Origin of the sequence: Promicromonospora sp. NPDC090134 (assembly GCF_044746965.1) — a bacterium.
Classification (GTDB): Bacteria; Actinomycetota; Actinomycetes; order Actinomycetales; family Cellulomonadaceae; genus Promicromonospora.
Map to the genome: position 1 here is coordinate 200,340 of NZ_JBIVCZ010000002.1, position 18,513 is coordinate 218,852.

Annotated in this window: 15 protein-coding genes; 8 read left to right on the forward strand and 7 right to left on the reverse strand. The window is 72.2% G+C overall.

Annotated elements, in window-relative coordinates:
* Window positions 1-20: 20 nt before the first annotated feature.
* The 5 genes from ACIPN7_RS07340 to ACIPN7_RS07360 all read right to left on the reverse strand — a co-directional run bounded on the left by ACIPN7_RS07340 (window position 21) and on the right by ACIPN7_RS07360 (window position 4,750).
* Window positions 21-719: a TetR/AcrR family transcriptional regulator gene (locus tag ACIPN7_RS07340; protein ID WP_400539530.1), complete on the reverse strand. Its 699-nt coding sequence runs from the start codon at window positions 717-719 to the stop codon at window positions 21-23.
* A gap of 58 nt (window positions 720-777) precedes the next feature.
* Window positions 778-1,515, reverse strand: a complete 738-nt coding sequence (locus ACIPN7_RS07345; protein WP_400539532.1) for an HPr family phosphocarrier protein — start codon at window positions 1,513-1,515, stop codon at window positions 778-780.
* A complete protein-coding gene (dhaL, locus tag ACIPN7_RS07350; protein WP_400539535.1) occupies window positions 1,512-2,195 on the reverse strand; it encodes a dihydroxyacetone kinase subunit DhaL in 684 nt (227 codons plus the stop codon). Before dhaL ends, ACIPN7_RS07345 begins: the two co-directional genes overlap by 4 nt.
* 20 nt (window positions 2,196-2,215) lie before the next feature.
* Window positions 2,216-3,211 (reverse strand): dihydroxyacetone kinase subunit DhaK, encoded by a 996-nt coding sequence (gene dhaK / locus ACIPN7_RS07355; protein WP_400539538.1) that lies wholly within the window; start codon window positions 3,209-3,211, stop codon window positions 2,216-2,218.
* Window positions 3,212-3,406: 195 nt separating this feature from the next.
* Window positions 3,407-4,750 (reverse strand): bifunctional folylpolyglutamate synthase/dihydrofolate synthase, encoded by a 1,344-nt coding sequence (locus ACIPN7_RS07360; RefSeq protein ID WP_400539541.1) that lies wholly within the window; start codon window positions 4,748-4,750, stop codon window positions 3,407-3,409.
* 57 nt (window positions 4,751-4,807) lie between these two features.
* Here ACIPN7_RS07360 and ACIPN7_RS07365 point away from each other — a divergent pair, with 57 nt between their 5' ends.
* The 3 genes from ACIPN7_RS07365 to ACIPN7_RS07375 all read left to right on the forward strand — a co-directional run bounded on the left by ACIPN7_RS07365 (window position 4,808) and on the right by ACIPN7_RS07375 (window position 9,388).
* Window positions 4,808-6,715 (forward strand): hypothetical protein, encoded by a 1,908-nt coding sequence (locus tag ACIPN7_RS07365; protein WP_400539543.1) that lies wholly within the window; start codon window positions 4,808-4,810, stop codon window positions 6,713-6,715.
* Between the two features lie 4 nt (window positions 6,716-6,719).
* Window positions 6,720-7,994 (forward strand): hypothetical protein, encoded by a 1,275-nt coding sequence (locus tag ACIPN7_RS07370; RefSeq protein ID WP_400539545.1) that lies wholly within the window; start codon window positions 6,720-6,722, stop codon window positions 7,992-7,994.
* Window positions 7,995-8,116: 122 nt separating this feature from the next.
* The gene (locus ACIPN7_RS07375) at window positions 8,117-9,388 is read left to right on the forward strand and encodes a hypothetical protein (RefSeq protein WP_400539547.1); all 1,272 of its coding nucleotides are present in this window, start codon (window positions 8,117-8,119) and stop codon (window positions 9,386-9,388) included.
* A 54-nt stretch (window positions 9,389-9,442) separates the two neighbouring features.
* On the opposite strand, the gene ileS is transcribed toward ACIPN7_RS07375, so the two are convergent.
* On the reverse strand, window positions 9,443-12,754 hold the full coding sequence (ileS, locus tag ACIPN7_RS07380; protein ID WP_400539549.1) for an isoleucine--tRNA ligase: 3,312 nt from the start codon (window positions 12,752-12,754) through the stop codon (window positions 9,443-9,445).
* A 327-nt stretch (window positions 12,755-13,081) separates the two neighbouring features.
* Here ileS and ACIPN7_RS07385 point away from each other — a divergent pair, with 327 nt between their 5' ends.
* From ACIPN7_RS07385 to ACIPN7_RS07395, 3 genes are all read left to right on the forward strand, one after another.
* Window positions 13,082-13,705 (forward strand): SigE family RNA polymerase sigma factor, encoded by a 624-nt coding sequence (locus ACIPN7_RS07385; protein ID WP_400539551.1) that lies wholly within the window; start codon window positions 13,082-13,084, stop codon window positions 13,703-13,705.
* Entirely contained in the window at window positions 13,702-14,466 is a 765-nt protein-coding gene (locus ACIPN7_RS07390; protein ID WP_400539552.1) for a hypothetical protein, read from the forward strand. The genes ACIPN7_RS07385 and ACIPN7_RS07390 overlap by 4 nt, the downstream gene beginning before the upstream one ends.
* 132 nt (window positions 14,467-14,598) lie before the next feature.
* Window positions 14,599-15,660, forward strand: coding sequence for a type IV toxin-antitoxin system AbiEi family antitoxin domain-containing protein (locus tag ACIPN7_RS07395; RefSeq protein WP_400539553.1), 1,062 nt, complete (start codon window positions 14,599-14,601; stop codon window positions 15,658-15,660).
* On the opposite strand, the gene ACIPN7_RS07400 is transcribed toward ACIPN7_RS07395, so the two are convergent.
* On the reverse strand, window positions 15,657-17,099 hold the full coding sequence (locus tag ACIPN7_RS07400) for an MFS transporter (RefSeq protein WP_400539556.1): 1,443 nt from the start codon (window positions 17,097-17,099) through the stop codon (window positions 15,657-15,659). The genes ACIPN7_RS07395 and ACIPN7_RS07400 overlap by 4 nt on opposite strands.
* Window positions 17,100-17,324: 225 nt before the next feature.
* On the opposite strand from ACIPN7_RS07400, the gene ACIPN7_RS07405 reads away from it, so the two are divergent.
* Complete coding sequence (locus tag ACIPN7_RS07405; protein ID WP_400539559.1) at window positions 17,325-17,972, forward strand: FMN-dependent NADH-azoreductase; 648 nt, start codon at window positions 17,325-17,327, stop codon at window positions 17,970-17,972.
* Between the two features lie 85 nt (window positions 17,973-18,057).
* A complete protein-coding gene (locus ACIPN7_RS07410; RefSeq protein ID WP_400539562.1) occupies window positions 18,058-18,510 on the forward strand; it encodes a MarR family winged helix-turn-helix transcriptional regulator in 453 nt (150 codons plus the stop codon).
* Window positions 18,511-18,513 lie beyond the last annotated feature (3 nt).

Here is an 18,513-nt window from a genome sequence, read left to right on the forward strand (position 1 = left end):
GGAGGGGTCTGCGACGAGGTTCAGGACTCGAGGTCGGCCGCGACGACGTCCACGAGCTGCGCGACGACAGCGGGCAGGTGGTCGGCCGGGTTGCCCGTGTATCCGGCGTGCTCCCAGGCGACGAGGGCGGTGCGCAGCATGAGCAGGACGAGCATCGTGAGCAGCTCGGTGTCGGTGTCGAACGGGGTGGTCGCGCGGCGGGCCTCGAAGAGCTCGCCGAGCCGGCTCTTGTGGCGGTCCATCCAGACCACGTGGCGCCGCAACAGGGCCGGCTCGTGCTGCATGAGGTCCATCGCCCGCATCACCCGGTCGTGGGCCTCGCCCGCCGGCGCGAGCAGCGTGGCGACCACGACCTGGAGGTCGGACAGCAGGCGGCCCGTCGGGCCGCCCTCGACGAAGGTGCGGATGACGTCCTCGGACAGCCCGGTGTCCTCCGCGCCGAGCACGGCGTCGTCCTTGGACTCGAAGTAGTTGAAGAACGTGCGGGGCGAGACGCCCGCCTCGGCGCTGATCATCTCGACGGTCACGGCGTCGAGGCCGTGCTCGGCGACGAGGTTCTGCGCCGCGTCGATCAGGGCCGCGCGCCGCGCGCGCTTCTTGCGCTCGCGCAGGCCCTGCTCGGCGGGCGAGCCCTCCAGCGCGGACACGAGCTCGCGCAGGTCCGGGACGGATCCGGAGTCAGCGGGCGCGACGGTCTCGCGCGACGAGGTGGGGGCCATGCCTCAATTCTTGCACCCCGCGCAAAAATTCATCAACTGCAAAAAGTTGAGACCGCGCTCACACCTCGCCGAACCCGGACTCGATCATCTCCACGACGGTCGTCACGGCCTCCGCGGCGCCGTCGCCGGTGGCCTCCACGCGCAGCTCGCGCCCCCGCGTGGCGCCCAGCGCCATGAGCTGGAGCACGCTGGAGGCGTCCACGCCGTCGATGGTCACGCTCGCGCCCAGCTCGGCCACCTTGCGCGACACCAGCGCCGCCGGGCGGGCGTGCAGGCCCAAGGGGTTGCGGACCGTCACGGTGCGCGAGCCCTCGGCCGCCGGGGCCGACGGCGCCTCGCCCGCCGTGGGCGACTGCGCGGCCTCGATCGCCGCGAACATCCCTACCGACGCGTTGGCCGACGCCAGGACGGCGTCGCGGTCGGCACCGCCGTGCGCCGTCACGGCCGCGGCGACAGCGCCCTCGACGAACGGCGCGCGCGCCAGCACCGCGTGCTCGGCCAGCGTGTCGTCCAGCTCCAGGGCCGCCTCGACCGTCAGCACCGAGGACCCGAGGTCCCCGAGCACGACGACGCCGCCGCCGGCGGCACCGGCACCTGCACCGCCCTCGGCCAGGACGGCGAGGACCTCCTCCAGGGTCTTCTGGATCGCGTCGAGCGAGGTGCCCAGCCCGCCGTCGGGCCCGCCGCCCACACCGCGGACCAGCACGTCGGGCGCCATCTGCCCGGCGAGCTCCGCCGCCCCGCGGGCCAGCTCGGCGGAGTGCGAGACGAGGACCAGCGCGACCCGCGCCGTCATGCCGCGCCGCGGGGGTCGGCCGACTGCGGACCGGCGAGGGCGGCGGCCAGCGCCGCGCCCAGGACCAGTGCGGTGGAGCGCGCGCCCGGGTCCTCATGACCCGCGCTGCGCTCACCCAGGTAGGAGGCACGGCCCTTGGTCGCGACCATCGGGATGGTGCCCGTCGCCGCCTTGTCCGCCGCCTCGGCCGCCGCGCGCAGCACGTCCACCTCGGAGCCGCCGTCGCCGGCCGCGGCCTCGGCCGCGTCGACGGCCGCCTGCCACGCGTCGACCATCGTCTTCTCCCCCACCGTCGCCTTGCCGCGCGAGGACACGCCCTCGAGCGCGGCCTCCAGCACGGCGACGACGGCCGGCGGGTCGACCTGCGGGCGGTCCGAGACCTTCGCCGCACGCAGGTACGCCGTGCCGTACAGCGGGCCGGACGCGCCGCCCACCGTGGACATCAGGGTCGTCGCCACGAGCTTGAGCACGTCACCGACGGTCCGCTCGTCCGCGGGAGCCGGCTGGCCGGCCGCGTCGTCGAGCCGGGCCACCACGGCCCGGAAGCCGCGATCCATGTTCTCGCCGTGGTCGCCGTCGCCGATCTGCCGGTCGAGCTCGGTGAGCTCGTCCTTCGCGTCCGCGACGGCGGCCGCCGTGCGGCGCACCCATCGCTCCGCCCAGTCCGCGTCCAGCGTCATGTCTCGGAACCCTTCCTGTCTCACCACCGGAGTGCTGCAGTGTTCACCGGCGCGTCCCAGAGGGCCTCCAGCTCGTCGTCCAGCCGGAGGACGGTGACCGATGCCCCCTGCATCTCGAGGGACGTCACGTAGTTGCCCACCAGCGACCGGGAGACCGTGACGCCGCGCTCCTCGAGAAGGCGCCGCGCTCGACCATAGACCACGTAGAGCTCGGAGAGCGGGGTGCCGCCCATACCGTTGACGAACAGCAACACTCGGTCGCCGCCGTCCAGGGCGAGGTCGTCGGCCACGGGGGTCAGGAGCATCTCCGTGACCTGGTCGGCGCCGACCGCGGGCACGCGGTGCCGGCCGGGCTCGCCGTGGATGCCGATGCCCACCTCGATCTCGTCCTCGCCCAGGTCGAAGCTGGGCCGGCCCACGTGCGGCACGGTGGGCGCGGCCAGCGCCACGCCCATGGTCCGGACGTTCGCGATCACGCGCTCGGCGACGGCGGCCACGCCCGCGAGGTCCACGCCCCGGGCCGCGGCGGCGCCCGCGATCTTCTCGACGGCCACGGTGCCGGCCACCCCGCGCCGGCCGGCGGTGTACAGGGAGTCCTCGACGGCGACGTCGTCGTTCACCAGCACCGAGGCGACCTGGACGCCCTCGGCCTCGGCGAGCTCCACGGCGGTCTCGAAGTTGAGCACGTCGCCCGTGTAGTTCTTGACGATCGTGAGCACGCCCGCACCGCCGTCGGCGGCCTGGATCGCGGGCTGGATCTGGTCCGGCGTCGGCGAGGTGAACACGGCGCCCGGGACGGCGGCGTCGAGCATGCCGTCACCCACGAAACCCGCGTGCAGGGGCTCGTGCCCCGACCCGCCGCCGCTGACCAGTCCGACTTTTCCGGTGACCGCGCCTCCGGCGCGGCTGACGAAGACCGGTGAGGTACTGACCTGCACCAGGTCCGCGTGCGCGAGCGCGAAGCCGGCCAGGGAGTCGGCGACGGCGTCGGCGGGATCGTTCAGCAGCTTCTTCACGACGACCTCCTCGCGGGACTGTGCGGCCCGGCGACGGCGCCGGGCCCGCGAACACGTCCCCTGGGGTTCATGTAACACCACGCCGGGCCGGGGCGTACAGGAGAGGCGGGGCCGGGCGCACACGTCACCCGGGTGACGTGTGCGCCCAGGGCGCGGATCAGGCGCGACAGGCGCTCGTGCTCAGGCGCGGACGGCTCAGGCGCGGCCGACCAGGGTCCGTGCGTCCGCGACCGTCACCACGGAACCGGTCACGAGCACGCCCGTGCCGGCGGCGGCGCCCGCCGTCTCGTCGGCCTCCGCCAGGTCCGCCGCGATCTGGAGCGCCTCGTCGAGCCGGTCGGCCACGTGCACGCGGTCCTCGCCGAAGACCTCGCGCGCCACCTCGGCGAGGTCCTCGGGCTCGGCGGACCGGTCCGAGGAGTTCCGGGTGACCACGATCTCCGCGATCGACGGCTCCAGGACGGACAGGAACCCCTCCGAGTCCTTGTCCGCCATGACCGCGACGACGGCCACGACCCGCTCCAGGTTGAACGACTCCCCGAGCGCGTCCACCAGGGCCTCGGCGCCGGCGGGGTTGTGGGCGACGTCGACCAGCACCGTGGGGCTGGAGCGCACCAGCTCGAGGCGGCCCGGGACCTGGACGTCGGCGAAGCCCGCCTCGACGATCTCGGCGCCGAGCGCGCGGCCGCCGCTGATCAGGGCCTCCGTGGCAGCGAGCGCCAGCAGCGCGTTGTGCGCCTGGTGGGCGCCGTGCAGGGGCAGGAAGATCTCGGTGTAGAGGCCGGCGGGCGTGCGCAGGTCGACGAGCTGCCCGCCGACGGCGATGCGGCGGTCAGCGACCTCCAGGTCGACGCCCTCGCGGATGAGGTGGGCGTTGACGGACCGGGCGCGGTCGAGGATCGGTTCGAGGGCGGCGTCGGGCTGCTCGGCGATGACCGCGACGGCGTCCTTCTTGATGATCCCGGACTTCTCGGTGGCGATCTCCTCGATCGTGGAGCCGAGCCACCGCTCATGGTCCATGGCGACGGGCGTGATGACGGCGACCTCGCCGTCGACCACGTTGGTGGAGTCCCAGGTGCCGCCCATGCCCACCTCGATGATCGCGACGTCGACGGGCGCGTCCGCGAACGCGGCGAAGGCCATGACGGTGAGCACCTCGAAGAAGCTCAGGCGCGGCCCGCCCTTCTCCTGGGACTCGCGGTCGGCGACGCCGATGTAGGGCGCGACGTCCTCGAACACCTCGACGAACCGCTCGGGTGTGAGCGGCTCGCCGTCCACGGCGATGCGTTCCGTGACGCTCGTGAGGTGCGGGGAGGTGAACCGGCCGGTGCGCAGCCCGTGCTCGCGCACCAGGCGCTCGACCATGGCGGCCGTGGAGGACTTGCCGTTGGTCCCCGTGATGTGGACTGTGCGGTAGGCGCGGTGCGGGTCGCCGAGCAGCTCGAGGACACGCTCGACGCGGGCCATGGTGGGGTCGATGTCGAATTCAGGGGCTCGTGCCGCGATCTCGCGACGTACTGCTTCAAAGGCTTCGTCCACGAGACGAGGATAGGGTTCCGAGATCAACGTTGCCGATCTCGTTCGGGGGCTCAGCAGGTGTCGGACGAGCAGCAGACGTCGGACGTGACAGGTGATCTCGCGGCCCGGTGGCTGGATCTGGAGCGGATCTTCAGCCACGACCAGTACGAGGGCGGGGGCCCGCCGTCGCCGGCGTCGACCGCGACGAGTGTGTCGGAACCGACACCGGGTCTGCTGGAGGTCGCCGGGGCCTTGCGGCCGCATGTCGTGGTCACCGCTCCGCACGCGACCAACCACGAGCGTGACGGCGCGACAAAGGTCGCGGACCGGGGCACAGGCGGGCTCGCAGTCCTGCTTGCCGAGCTGACCGGTTGCACGGCGCTCGTGGCCCTGGGTACCCCCGGGGACGCGAACTACGACGAGGAGCACCCGCTCAAGCAGCGGCTGGCCGAGCTGCGCCCGACTGTCGTCATCGACCTGCACGGCATGCGGAGCCGTCCGGAGTCCGACGTAGACCTCGGTACGGGCTCCGGCCTTGTCCCCTCACCGGTCGTGGCCGCGCTGAACGACAGCGACATCCGTGTCACGACGAACGAGGTGTTCGACGCCATGCGGCCGACCACCGTCACATCCTTCGCACAGGCGCTCGGCATCGCTGCGGTCCAGGTGGAGATCGGTGCCCACCTGAGGTTGCCGTCGGGCGGCCCGGAGGAGCTCTCCCGGCTGGTCGCCGCCCTGGTCACCGCGATCGACCGGACGAAGACTGCCCCGACGTCCCGCTTCACGACCGTGCCCGTGAAGATCCCCTCGGGGCTTCCGACCGTCGTCTTGCACTCCCGTGTCCTGTCCGGGATCAACGGACCGGTGCCGGTCACGGTCAGCACTGACGCCCGCTCGATCGTCGCCTGGGCATGGAGCGCGGCAGCGGACGGGGTCCCAGAAGGCGCCCGCGGCCTCCTGCCCGGTGAGATCGGTGTCAGCCGCGGAACGCACGACACCGTGAACGCCGACACCGAGCTGTCGGTGCGCGTGCCGCCGGTCGTACCGCTGCAGACGAGGGCCGCCCTCGCTCGCGACATGCCGGCCGCTGACGAGGTGCAGGTGAATCCTGCCGACGTCGTACCGGGCACGTACCTTCTGGTGCGGAACGGCGTCACAGCGTGGGTCCGCGCCGTGGCGCGCGGCCACGTGCGGCGGGGCAGCGTCCGACTCGCCTACCAGCTCCGTCTCCTTATCGCCGCGGACGGTGCCGCGGACGACGCCCTCGTCGCGCTCGTGGCCGCGCCCCCCGAAGTGATCCGGCACCGGGCGCGAGGCACGTGGTCCCGTCGGCTCGGTGGAGCGGTCGACACCACGATGGAGCACCTCTGGCGTGCGCTCTTCCGCGCACCGGAGTTCTCCGCCCGAGTGGTCCAGGCGCACGCGGGTGACGACGGTGCACCGGTCGTCACGTTGCATCCGGCGGTGTTCGACCGCATCGGCATCGAGTCAGGTCAGCAGGTACTCGTCCGCTGGGGAGGTCGGGAGGTCGCCGCGCTCGCCGTCGCCGACCACGACCCGCCAGAGACGGGAACGCCGCCCGACTCGATCAAGCGAGTGCAGCGCGTCAACCGGCTGTGGCCCCACCTGCCCGAGGGGATGTCGCCACACGTCGTGGTTCGCATGTCGGCTCGCCTCCGCGGCGAGCTGGGCGCGCCTGTGGCCACGGTAGTCACCGTACGGCGCCGCGTGCGGCCGGTCCTGGTCGGAAATCTCAACGCCCTGGTGGTCCCCCTGGCCAGCCTGGTGCTGGCGGGTGCCGCGCTCCCCGACCCGCACTGGCCCACCCTGGGTCTGGGGACGGCACTGATGTCCGTGTTCGCACTTGCCCGCCTACGCATCCCCCGGCCACGGAGCGAGGCGCGGGTCGACCAGCGCTGGGTGGAGGAGATGGCCGACTCCAGCAGTGTCTCCGGTCATGGCACGGATCGGACGGTGAGAAGGTAGGCAGGTGACCGCCCAGCATCTTCCCGGAGACGGCCCCTTCTTCGAGGAGTGGAGCGCCAGGCAACCCGGCACACGCCGGTCCCTCGACCGCGCACTCGCCGTCGGGGAGGCTATCGGCACGTGGGACGGCACGCCGCCGGTGCTCACGGTGGTGGGGTCCAAGGGCAAGGGCACGACGGCGGTACACGCCGCCGCGGCGCTGTCCGCCACGCTCGTCACGGGGCATCGCCCGGCCCATGTGGGTCTGATCTCCTCGCCAGGTCTGCGAACGAACCGGGAACGCATCCGGGTCGAGGGTCGGGCCATCTCGCCCGAGGAGTACGAGGATCTCGCGCAGACTCTGGACCGCGCCCGGCGCTCGGTCCCGTCCGGCCACGGCGGATACCTGTCGCCCACGGGAGCGTTCACGATCGCAGGAGCCGCGTGGGCCGCAGCCCAGGGCTCCGACGTGCTCGTCCTTGAGGAAGGGCTGGGCGGACGGTCCGACGAGATCAGCCTGTTCGAGCCGCGCGTGGTCGCGGTGACCAGGGTGTTCTACGAGCACGGCGACCTGCTCGGCCCCACGCTGGGTGACGTGGCGCGCGACCTGCTCGGCGTAGTCGGACCGGCGACGCGCACGATCGTGACGGTGGAACAGGACGCCGAGGTGACCCCGCTCGTCGAGGAGACCGCCGCAAGATTCGGTACGGGGCTGGTGACCGTGCGGAGGGGATCGCCGACATCAGCTCCGGCAGGGCTGGCGCCGATCACGAGGCTGAACGCCGCTCTCGGGGAAGCCGCCGCGCGCGTCATGGCCACCACGCTCGGCTGGCCGGTGGACGACGACCTGGCCGAGGCCGCCCTCGCGAGCGTGCGCGTCCCGGGGCGGCTGAGCCGGCACGTGCGTGACGGTGTGCCCGTCATGGTCGACGGCGCGATCTCCCCTGAGGGTGTCGCGGCAGCGGTCGCGGACTACCGGCGATGGCACGGCCACCTCGACACGGTCGTGGCGAGCTTCCCGGACACGAAGGACGTCGAGGCCTGCTTTGCCGAGCTCCGCGGGTTCGACCGCGTGATTCCGGCTCGCGCGGACGACTACCTGAAGTTCTCCCGGGCCGAGGCCCTGCACGGCGAAGTGCTGGACGCGCGGATCGCCATAGCGCGGGGCGTGGAGATCGCTGGCTCCGCAGGGGGCGGATGCCTGCTGATGGGCACGCAGTCATACGTGGGCATCGCGCTGGACGTGCTGGACGTCGAGACCGACACCGCGTTCGACAGCCCGCAGCCGCGGGGCACCTGACCGACCGATTCTGCGGACGCTGGCGAACCACACGTCTGTGTTGCGGCATTTCACCCTGTCGAGAACGATGACACCGCGGCGTCGGACGTGATGCGCAAGGTTCATCGAGGGGGAACCACAGCATGGGTCGAAAGAACACGGTGCACCGCACGATCGGTGTCGGGGTCGCGGCAGCGGCGCTCGCCGCGTCGGCGGTGGTCTCGGTTCCGGCGACGGCCGGCAGTCTCGGCCAGGGGGCGGACCAGGTCGGGCCGACCCGGGCGGAGACCGCGTCGGGGCGTGCCGCCCTGGAGTCCGCCGTGGACCACACCGCGCACGCCGCCACGGCGCTGGCCGGCGATCCCGGCTATGCCGGTGTCGCCGTCGACTACGACGCCGCGCGGGTGACCGTCTCGTGGAAGGGCGACGTGCCGGCATCGGTCGGCGCGCTGGCGGAGCAGGTTCCCGCGGGGGTGACCGTCGACGTCGCGCGGGCCGCGCTGAGCGAGGCGGACCTGCACGGCGCGAGCACCCGGCTGCTGGACGGCCAGCGGGCGGCGCACGGTCCGGACGCCGTGGTCGCGGCGATGCCGGCCGGTGACTACGCCGGTCTGGTCGTGGAGGTCAGCCGGGACTCGGCCGCCGCCCGGACGGCAGACCTGGCCGAGAACCTGGCGGCCGCGGCCGGCGTCCCGGTTCAGGTCGAGCTCGTCGACGACGGCGTCCAGCCCACTGCCGTCAGCCGCCGCAACGACGCCGCGCCGTGGAGCGCCGGCGGCGCGATGGCCACCAGCAGCGGCTCCGACTACTGCACCACGGGCTTCTCGATCGTCACGGCCGCCGGCAACCACAAGATCGTCAGCGCGGCGCACTGCAACGCGGGGATCGGCTCCCTGGTGCGCGACGGCGAGGGCCAGCAGCTGGGCAAGGTCACCAATCGCGCCCTCGAGATCGACGCCGAGCTCATCGACCCGGTCGGCGAGCCCGAGACGTCGGGTTCGGTGTTCGGCGGGCCGTGGAACGCGTCGAGCGTCAACTCGCGTTACGAGTTCCCGGTCGTCGGGGTGCAGCAGCCCGCCGTGGGGCAGAACATCTGCTCCTCAGGGGCCGTCACGGGCGAGCACTGCGGGGCCAAGGTCCGCGCCGTCGACGTCGCGTGGAGCTGCGGCAAGAAGACCTGCCACGGCTTCCGGGCCAGCCGGGACGACGGCGGCGTCGTCGTGGGCGGCGGCGACAGCGGCGGGCCGATGTACGCCGTCATCGACGGCAAGGCGTACGCCCGCGGCATGATCGACGGCGGCTCCAACCGGCGAAGCTGCGGCAGCACCTCGGTGACCACGCAGTGCTTCTCGTATGTCTACGGCATCCCGATGGTGGACATCCTCGCCACGTGGGACGCCCGCATCGACAGCTGACGCCGCCCGCGCTCCGCGGGCGGCGTCAGCCGACGGTCATCTCAGCGGACGGGCTCAGGCCTTGGCGACCGTCACGGCGCGCTCCGGCCCGGCGCTCACGGTGAGCGTCGCCGCCAGCGTCTCTCGGGAGACCAGGTCGCGGTGCGCCTCGACGGCGGCGACCCACTCGGCGGGGACCGTGAGGTCCAGTGTGATGCGGTCGGCGACCTGCAGGCCCGCGGCCTTGCGCGCGTCCTGCACGTCCCGCACCACGTCGCGGGCGTAGCCCTCCGCCAGCAGCACGTCGTCGAGCTCGAGGTCGAGCACCACGAACCCGCCGCCGGCCAGCACGCTCGCCGCCGTGGTGGGCTCCGCTGCGGCGTCGGCCCCGGCGGAGTCGCCGGCGACGACGGTGGTCAGCTCGTACTCGCTCTCGAGCAGCTCGACGTCGCCGTCCGCCGTCGCGACCACCACGGCCCCCCCACCGGACACGGACCAGGCGCCGGCCTTCGCCGCCTTGATCACGGCCTGCACGCCGCGGCCCAGGCGCGGGCCCGCCGCGCGGGCGTTGACCGCGAGCCGCTCCGTGACGCCGAACGACGCCGCGACCTCGGGCGAGAACTCGACGAGGCGCACCTCCTTGACGTTCAGCTCCGTCTCCAGCAGCCCGGTGAACGGCGCGACGCCGTCCGGGTCCGCGACGGCCACGACGAGCGACCGCAGCGGCTGCCGCACGCGCAGCTTGTTCGCCTTGCGCAGCGCCAGCGTCTGCGACACCACGGCCCGCGCGGACTCGACGGCGGCCACGAGCGCGTCGTCGGCCGCCAGGACCTCACCCTCGCGGGAGCCGGGCGCCAGCGACGGCCAGTCCGCCAGGTGCACGGAGCGCTCGCCGGTCAGGCCGCGCCAGACCTCCTCCGTGAGCAGCGGCGCGAGCGGCGCCATGACGCGGCACAGCACCTCGAGCGCCGTCGACAGGGTGTCGAACGCGTCGGCGTCCTCGGCCCAGAAGCGGTCCCGCTGCGTGCGCACGTACCAGTTGGTCAGGGCGTCCAGGTACTGGCGCACCGAGTCGCAGGCACCTGCGATGTCGTACGTGTCGAGCTGCTCGGTCACGTCCGCGAGCAGGCCGCGCGTGCGCGCCAGCAGGTAGCGGTCCATGACGGGCAGGCCGGCCACGCGCTCCGGCGTCAGCGGCTGCGCCGCGTAGCCGGCGCCGTCGTTCGCGGCGTTGGCGTACAGCGTGAAGAAGTAGTAGGTGCTCCACAGGGGCAGCAGCACCTGGCGGACGGCGTCGCGGATGCCGTCCTCCGTGACGATGAGGTTGCCGCCCCGCAGGATCGGCGACGCCATGAGGAACCAGCGCATCGCGTCGGAGCCGTCGCGGTCGAAGACCTCGTTGACGTCCGGGTAGTTCTTCAGCGACTTGCTCATCTTGCGGCCGTCGGAGCCCAGCACGATGCCGTGCGAGACCGCCGTCTTGAACGCGGGCCGGTCGAACAGCGCCGTGGACAGCACGTGCATCATGTAGAACCAGCCGCGCGTCTGGCCGATGTACTCCACGATGAAGTCGCCCGGGAAGTGGTGCTCGAACCAGTCCGCGTTCTCGAACGGGTAGTGCACCTGGCCGTAGGGCATGGAGCCGGAGTCGAACCAGACGTCCAGCACGTCCTCGACGCGGCGCATCGTGGACTGCCCGGTCGGGTCGTCCGGGTTCGGCCGGGTCAGGTCGTCGACGAACGGCCGGTGCAGGTTCGGCTTGCCGTCCTTGTCGAGCGGCAGGCGCCCGAAGTCCCGCTCCAGGTCCTCGAACGACCCGTAGACGTCGATCCGCGGGTACGCCGGGTTGTCGCTCTTCCAGACCGGCACGGGCGAGCCCCAGAACCGGTTGCGCGTGATCGACCAGTCGCGGGCGTTCTCCAGCCACTTGCCGAACTGGCCGTCCTTGATGTGCTCGGGCACCCAGGTGATCTCCTGGTTCAGCTCGCCCATGCGGTCCTTGAACTTCGTCACCTCGACGAACCACGAGGACACGCCCATGTAGATCAGCGGGTTGCGGCAGCGCCAGCAGTGCGGGTAGGAGTGCGCGTACTGCTCGCGGCGCAGCAGCACGGTGCCCGGCGTCGTCCGCCCGGCCTCGTCGTCGCCCGCGCCGCGCGTGCGCGCCTTGAGGTGGTCGATGATCGGGGCGTTCGCCGCGAAGACCTGCAGGCCCGCGTACTCCTCGACCGGGAAGGTGAACGCGCCGTCGGCCCCCACGGGGATCACCGGGTCCACACCCTCGCGGTCGCTGACCTGCTTGTCCTCCTCACCGAAGGCGCCGGCGTTGTGCACCAGGCCGGTGCCGTCCGTCGTGGTGACGAAGTCGGCCTCGACCACGCGGTGCGCGCCCGGGTGGCCCTCGAAGTAGGCGAACGGCGGCTCGTAGGTCGCGCCGAGCAGGTCGCTCCCCTTGAGCCGGCCGACGACGGTCGGCTCCTCGGCACCCTCGTCCGTGAGCTCGCGGGCGTACGCCGCCACGCGGGCCTCCGCGAGCACGTACCGCTGCGGGGTGCCGGTGAACGACGACTCGACGATCGCGTAGTCGACGTCCGGCCCCACCATGACGAGCAGGTTGGACGGCAGGGTCCACGGCGTGGTGGTCCAGATGAGCAGGTGGTCGTCCACGCGCAGCGTGTCCGCGCCGGACGGCACCTCGGTCACACGGAAGCCGACCGTGACGGCCGGGTCCTGCCGCTGCTGATAGACGTCGTCGTCCATGCGCAGCTCGTGGTTGCTCAGCGGCGTCTGGTCGTTCCAGCAGTAGGGCAGCACGCGGAAGCCCTCGTAGATCAGGCCCTTGTCGAACAGCGACTTGAAGGCCCAGATGACGCTCTCCATGAACGTCGGGTTCAGGGTCTTGTAGTCGTTCTCGAAGTCCACCCAGCGCGCCTGCCGCGTGACGTACGTGCGCCACTCGTCGGTGTACTTGAGCACGCTGGAGCGGCAGGCCTCGTTGAACTTGTCGATGCCCAGCTCGACGATCTCTTCCTTGGTCTTGATACCGAGCTGGCTCATGGCCTCCAGCTCCGCCGGCAGGCCGTGCGTGTCCCAGCCGAAGCGGCGCTCGACGCGCTGCCCGCGCATGGTGCGGTAGCGCGGCACGACGTCCTTCGCGTACCCGGTCAGCAGGTGGCCGTAGTGCGGCAGGCCGTTGGCGAACGGCGGGCCGTCGTAGAAGACGAACTCGTTGCTGCCGTTCTCGCCGGCGGGGCGGGCGTCGACCGACGCGCGGAAGGTGTCGTCCTGCTCCCAGTACGCGAGGATGTCGCGTTCGAGGTCGGGCAGGCTGGGCGACGCGGGGACGGCGCTCTCGGCGTCGCTGGGACGGTGCAGCGGATAGGCCATGGTTCTTCTGGCTCCTGGCGGGTACGCGGTTCGGCAGCAGGTGGACTTCTGTGGTGCTCTGCTGCGAGGACGCCGCACCTGGGTGCGCCGCGGTACCACCCCGCTTGCCGCCCGCATGCGCGGTCGGCCGCTCGTTGACGGCTGTGACGGGCCTACCCGTCCGGTTCTACTGGGGCTCCCCGATGCCTGACGGCGTGAGGTGACCTGTTCTTCCGGAGGCTCACCGGTGATGGCCGGGTCGATGCCTGTGGGGTAATCGTACCGAACCGCGGCAACCGGAAAGATCCTGCGTGCAACCTGATCGGACCCGGGACACGTCCATGGGTCATGAGCACAATCAGCGAAGCGACCGGTCCGCCGGTCCGCACCTCTCGGCAGGCCGGGCCGGCGGCGAGCCCGGACGGCGCGCCCGGGTTCTCGGTGGTCCGTACCGGCACGTCCGCCGAGGAGCAGTTCCGGCTCTTCGCCGTCGAGCACACCGCGGCGTTGCACCGCATCGCCTACCTCCTGTGCGGTGACGACCACCGCGCGCACGACCTCACCCAGATCGCGCTCGAACGCACCTACCGCCGCTGGTCCCGGATCAACGGCAACCCGTTCGCCTACGCCCGGAAGGTGCTGGCCACCGCCCGCATCGACGGGTGGCGGCGCACCCGCCGCGAGGTGCTCCGGCCGCCGGAGGACGTGGCCGTCGCGCAAGAGGTGCGGCAGGACGCCGTCGGCGACGGGGGCGACGGCGGTGCGCAGGTCGCGGAGCGGGAACGCCTCGTGCGGGCGCTCCGGCAGCTCGGGCCGGGCCAGCGGCGGGTCGTGGTGCTGCGGCACCTGCTCGACCGGTCGGAGGCCGACGTCGCCGAGGAGCTCGGCGTCAGCATCGGAAACGTGAAGTCCCAGGGCGCACGCGGCCTCGCCCGCCTGCGCGCACTGCTCTCGGAAGGACAGGACGCATGACCAGGAACGACCGCACCCCGGAACCGCTCGACGACGGCTGGGTGGCCCACCTGCGCGACGTGGGCGACGGCGTGGTGCCGCCGACCCCTGCCGACGCCCACGCGCTGGCGAGCGTCGCGGTGCGCCGCACGCGCACCCGCCGCGCGGCCCTCGTGGCCGGCGGCGGGGTGACGGCGGTGGCTGCCTTCGCGGGCGCCGCGTTCGCCCTCGGCGGCCCGACGGCGTCCGGGGAGCTGCTCCCGGGGACGGCGGTGTCTTCGGCCTCGGCCTCCGCCTCCGCCGATCCGGTCGCCGCGGATCCGGTCGCCACGGAGGTCCCCGCAGGGTGGCACACGCACGAGCTGGCGGGCCTCACGTACTCGCTGCCGCCCGACATCGTGACCAGCGGACCGGTCGAGGACGAGCCCGGAATCACGTCGGACATGTGGCACAGCGAGACGGACCCCGACGCCCCGCCGTTCCTCCGGATGGCGTACTACGACGAGGGCTCCGAGGGCGAGGCCTGGCCGGGCATCGCCGAGCGGACCGGCGGCGAACCGTTCGACCTGCCGGGGGCCGAGAGCGCCCTCGAGTTCGACGTCGCCGCCGAGGTCTACGGGCTGCCCGCCGGCAGCGAGGTCCCTGACGACCAGAAGGGCCCGACGATGCTGGTCATCGAGCCGGCCACCGGCCCGGGCGCGTACTTCATCACCCTCAACCTGCCCCACGAATCGGCCGAGCAGTTCGTCACCTCCTTCGAGGCAACCCTGTCGCTCGGCTGACCCAACCACCCCGTGTTGACCACAGCGGTTGCTGCCAGAGGGACGCCAGATCTGGCAGCAACTGCTGTGGTCAACGCCAGCGCCTGTGGCTAGCAACGATGGGCAATCGGCATCATCGGGTGTAATCGTGGGGTGTCCTCCAGGGAAGTCGTACCGCCGCAGCTCCTCGGGCTCGCACAGAGACAGGGTGGGCTCGTGTCCGCCGAGCAGTGCGAGGCCCTCGGCGTCGGGCCGTCGCGGCGACGCAATCTCGTCGCCCGGGGCGCATGGCACCGGGTGACCCGCGGAGTCTTCGACACGGGCGCCACACCTGCCGACGTGCACCCTCACGACGCCGCGCGGTTGCGCGCGGTCTGGTCGACGCTCCTGGCCAACCGGCGCGCGATCGCCGTCGGGACGTGCGCCCTGATGCTGCATGGCGTCCGCGGGCTGCCCCGGCGCCTCGACCCCGAGTCGGCTCTTCCGCGCGGTGCGGCGGGACGAGCACGCGACGGGGCCACGCTGCGGCAGTACGTGACCCGGGCCGAGACGGTCCGGATCCACGGTCGCGAGGTGGTCGAGGCAGAGCTCGCCCTGGTCCAGGCGCTGCCGACACTGAGCAGGGACGACGCCGTGGCGAGCCTCGACAGCGCCCTGCACCAGGGCCTGATCGAGCCGACGCAGCTGGTGACGATCCGCCGTCGGCTGCGACGCCGACGGGACTCGCTCAAGGTGATCCCCTGGCTCGCCCTCGTGGACGGCCGCGCCGAGTCACCGCCCGAGAGCCACGCCCGCCTGCGGCTGCACGACGCCGGGATCGCGCCTGACGACCTGCAGCGGGACTTCTTCGACTCCGCGGGCCGGTTTCTCGGCAGGGCCGACATGGTCTGGCACCTGGGTGGCGGCCGCTGGCTGATCGTCGAGATCGACTCGCAGGAGTTCCACGGCACGGACAGGCAGGTGGAGCATGACGCGGTGCGCCAGAACGGGCTTCTCGGCGAGGGCCGGAACATCATCCTGCGCTTCTTCCCGACCCATCTGACCACGGGCGACATCGTCGACCGGGTCGCCAAGATCCTGACCCGCGAGAAGTGGCGCCCCCGGCGGCCCCTCCCACCTCCGTTGACCACAGCAGTTCCTGCCGGTCCGGCGCCATTCTTGGCAGCAACTGCTGTGGTCGACGACCTGGCAGGAACTGCTGTGGTCAACGGCTAGATGGCGCGCGGGGTGGCTGGATCGGTGGCGACGTCGGCGGCGGGGTCAGCCGACGGCGCGGCATCCGCGGCGGCCGGGTCCGGAGCCTCGCGGTAGCGGCGGCTCAGGAGGCGGTAGTACCTGCTCGACAGCGCGTAGCCCGTCAGCGCGAGGCCGAGCACGGCCACGAGCACGAACACGAGCGCGATGCCCCGGGCGTCACCCGTGCCGAACCAGTCGCCGATCCAGCGGGCGCCGGTGCCGCCGTCGCGCATGAACGGGATGAAGAAGAACTGCGTGAGCGGGCTGATCAGGAAGGCCGTGAGCGGCGAGGCGGCCTGCTCCACCGACTGCGCGAACCCGAACACCCGCCCCTGACGCTCGTAGGGCACGACCTTCTGCAGCACTGTCTGCTCGGAGGCCTCGACGTACGGCATCGCCATCATGTAGACGGCGAGCCCGGCCACGAGCCACACCACCGAGGCCTGCATCGGGAAGACGACGGTGACCGCCCACAGGCCCAGGTTGACCAGCAGGATGGTGCGCACCGGGTTGGACCCGAGGCCTGTGCGGGCGATGAGCAGGCCGGCCACGATCATCAGGGCGCTGAGCCCGCCCCAGACCAGACCCCACGCCTGCACGGACATCATCGACAGCCCGTACGGGTCCATGAGCGCCATGAACGCACCGCCCAGCAGGTTGTTCAGTGCGGTGAACGCGATGAGCGCCCACATCCCGGGGATGCTGCCGACCACTCGCATGGTGCCCCGCAGGTCGACCTTGCGGGGCTCTCCCTCAGCGGCGGCATGCGACAGCGACTCGGGGACCTTGACGAAGTGCAGGTGCACCAGCGCGACCAGGAGGACGCCGAGGGCGAGGACGAGGCACGTCCGCATCCCGTCGAAGGCCACGAGCAGGCCGCTGATCACCGACGTCACGAGGAACGAGATGCCCAGGACCGTGCCGACCAGGCCGTTCGCACGGTCCCGGAGGGTGTCGTCGAAGAGGGCCGTGACCACGGTCGGGAGCGCGATGGAGCGCAGGTTGCCCGCGATCACCCCGCACATGAGGAGCACGATCAGCACCCAGAGGCGGACGCTGCCCGGGTCGGTCCACTCCTCAGCCGGCGTGAGCAGGTACATGACCAGGCAGACCGCGTAGAACGCGAACGACACCAGGGCCGAGGCCTGCATCACCAGCTTCTTGCGGTGGTGGTCCACCAGGCTGCCGAACCACACGCCGGTGCCGACCATCGCGACCAGGAACAGGCCGGCGATGACGCCCGTCGCGAAGACCGACCGGGTCTGCAGGAACACGAAGAACGTGACGGCGAACCACACCGTGTAGTTGATGACGCCCACGAGCAGCACGTTCACCAGCAGCTGGGCGAAGGTCCGCACGGTCGGGTCGGCCAGGCGAAGGCGCGGGGCGACGTCGGCGGACTGCGGTTCGTGGCTCATGGGACAACTCCAGTACCTCAACGTGGATTGAGGTCAAGGCCTGCGCTCGCACCTCATCGTTCTCCTGGTCGACGGCGCGGGCCACCGGAAGTCATCGGCGGGGGCGCCCGAGACGTCGATGAGTGATCCAGATCACATGGTCTGAGGAAATACTCTGTGGTTCACGAATGATTGACCCTGGAGGCCGCATCGGCCGGACACGACACCTCCAGGAGGAACCCGACCATGGCAACACTGCTGCACATCGACGCGAGCATCCAGGGCGACAACTCGGTCAGCAGGCAGCTCACCGCACGGGCCGCGAGCGCCTGGCACGCCGCGCACCCGGGCGGCACGGTGACCTACCGCGACCTCGGCGCCCACCCGGTGCCGCACTTCGACACGGCGGCGAACCTCAGCCGTGGCCTGCCGACCGACCAGCACACCCCCGAGCAGGCCGAGTCGTGGGCCCGGATCTCGGAGCTCGTGGGCGAGGTCGCGGCCGCCGACACGGTGCTGCTCGGCCTGCCGATCTACAACTACGGGGCGCCGAGCACGGTGAAGTCCTGGGTGGACCACCTGATGGCGCCCGGGCTGTCCATCGACCCCGAGACCGGGAAGGGCCTGCTGGGCGGCCGCGACTTCGTGGTGGTCGTCTCCCGCGGCGGCGGGTACGGCGAGGGCGCGCCGCGGCACGGCTGGGACCACGCGACGGCGTGGCTGCCGCACGGCGTGGCGATGGTGGGCCTGGAGCCGCGCTTCATCACCACCGAGCTGACGCTCGCGGGGACCAACCCCGCGATGGCCGGGCTGGTGCCGCTGGCCGAGGAGAGCCGCCGGCAGGCCGAGGCCGCCATCGACGACCTGTGGGCGCCCGCGGTCGCCACCGCCTGAGCAGCCGCTCACGGCGGAATTCCGCACGTCGCGACCCCGTGCTCCCGTAGGGTTGCAACGGGGTCGCGACGACGAAGGAGACACCGTGGAGGAGCCGCCGGTGCTGGAGCAGTCGGCACGCCGATCGGGCGCGCTCATCGACTACCTGGCCCGCCACCTGCGCCGGCGCAGCGAGTCGGCGCTGGCGCCGCTCGGCCTGCGCACCCGGCACCTCGTGGCCCTCACCGTGCTCCGCGACCGGGCGGACATCACGCAGCGGGACCTGGCCGCCGCGCTCGTGCTGGACAGCACCAACATCGTGGGGCTGCTCAACGAGCTGGAGGGCAAGCACCTCGTCGAGCGGCGGCGGTCACCGCAGGACCGGCGCCGGCACGTGGTCTCCCTGACCGACGACGGCGTCACGCTGCTCTGTCAGGCGGAGGCCGCGCTCGCCGCCGTCGAGGACGAGGTCTTCGAGACCCTGCGGCCCGAGCAGCGCGGTCAGCTCCACGAGCTGCTCGTGGCGGCGACGTCGTCGGCGTCCGCGCCGTTCTGCTGAGCG

What these genes read in the sequence shown, in the direction of transcription:
- dhaL (WP_400539535.1), bottom strand. Translation starts at nt 2,195, where the DNA reads ATGACGCTGGACGCGGACTGGGCGGAGCGATGGGTGCGCCGCACGGCG.
- ACIPN7_RS07400 (WP_400539556.1), bottom strand. Translation starts at nt 17,099, where the DNA reads ATGAGCCACGAACCGCAGTCCGCCGACGTCGCCCCGCGCCTTCGCCTG.
- ACIPN7_RS07340 (WP_400539530.1), bottom strand. Translation starts at nt 719, where the DNA reads ATGGCCCCCACCTCGTCGCGCGAGACCGTCGCGCCCGCTGACTCCGGA.
- ACIPN7_RS07345 (WP_400539532.1), bottom strand. Translation starts at nt 1,515, where the DNA reads ATGACGGCGCGGGTCGCGCTGGTCCTCGTCTCGCACTCCGCCGAGCTG.
- ACIPN7_RS07375 (WP_400539547.1), top strand. Translation starts at nt 8,117, where the DNA reads ATGGGTCGAAAGAACACGGTGCACCGCACGATCGGTGTCGGGGTCGCG.
- ACIPN7_RS07405 (WP_400539559.1), top strand. Translation starts at nt 17,325, where the DNA reads ATGGCAACACTGCTGCACATCGACGCGAGCATCCAGGGCGACAACTCG.
- ileS (WP_400539549.1), bottom strand. Translation starts at nt 12,754, where the DNA reads ATGGCCTATCCGCTGCACCGTCCCAGCGACGCCGAGAGCGCCGTCCCC.
- ACIPN7_RS07390 (WP_400539552.1), top strand. Translation starts at nt 13,702, where the DNA reads ATGACCAGGAACGACCGCACCCCGGAACCGCTCGACGACGGCTGGGTG.
- ACIPN7_RS07385 (WP_400539551.1), top strand. Translation starts at nt 13,082, where the DNA reads ATGAGCACAATCAGCGAAGCGACCGGTCCGCCGGTCCGCACCTCTCGG.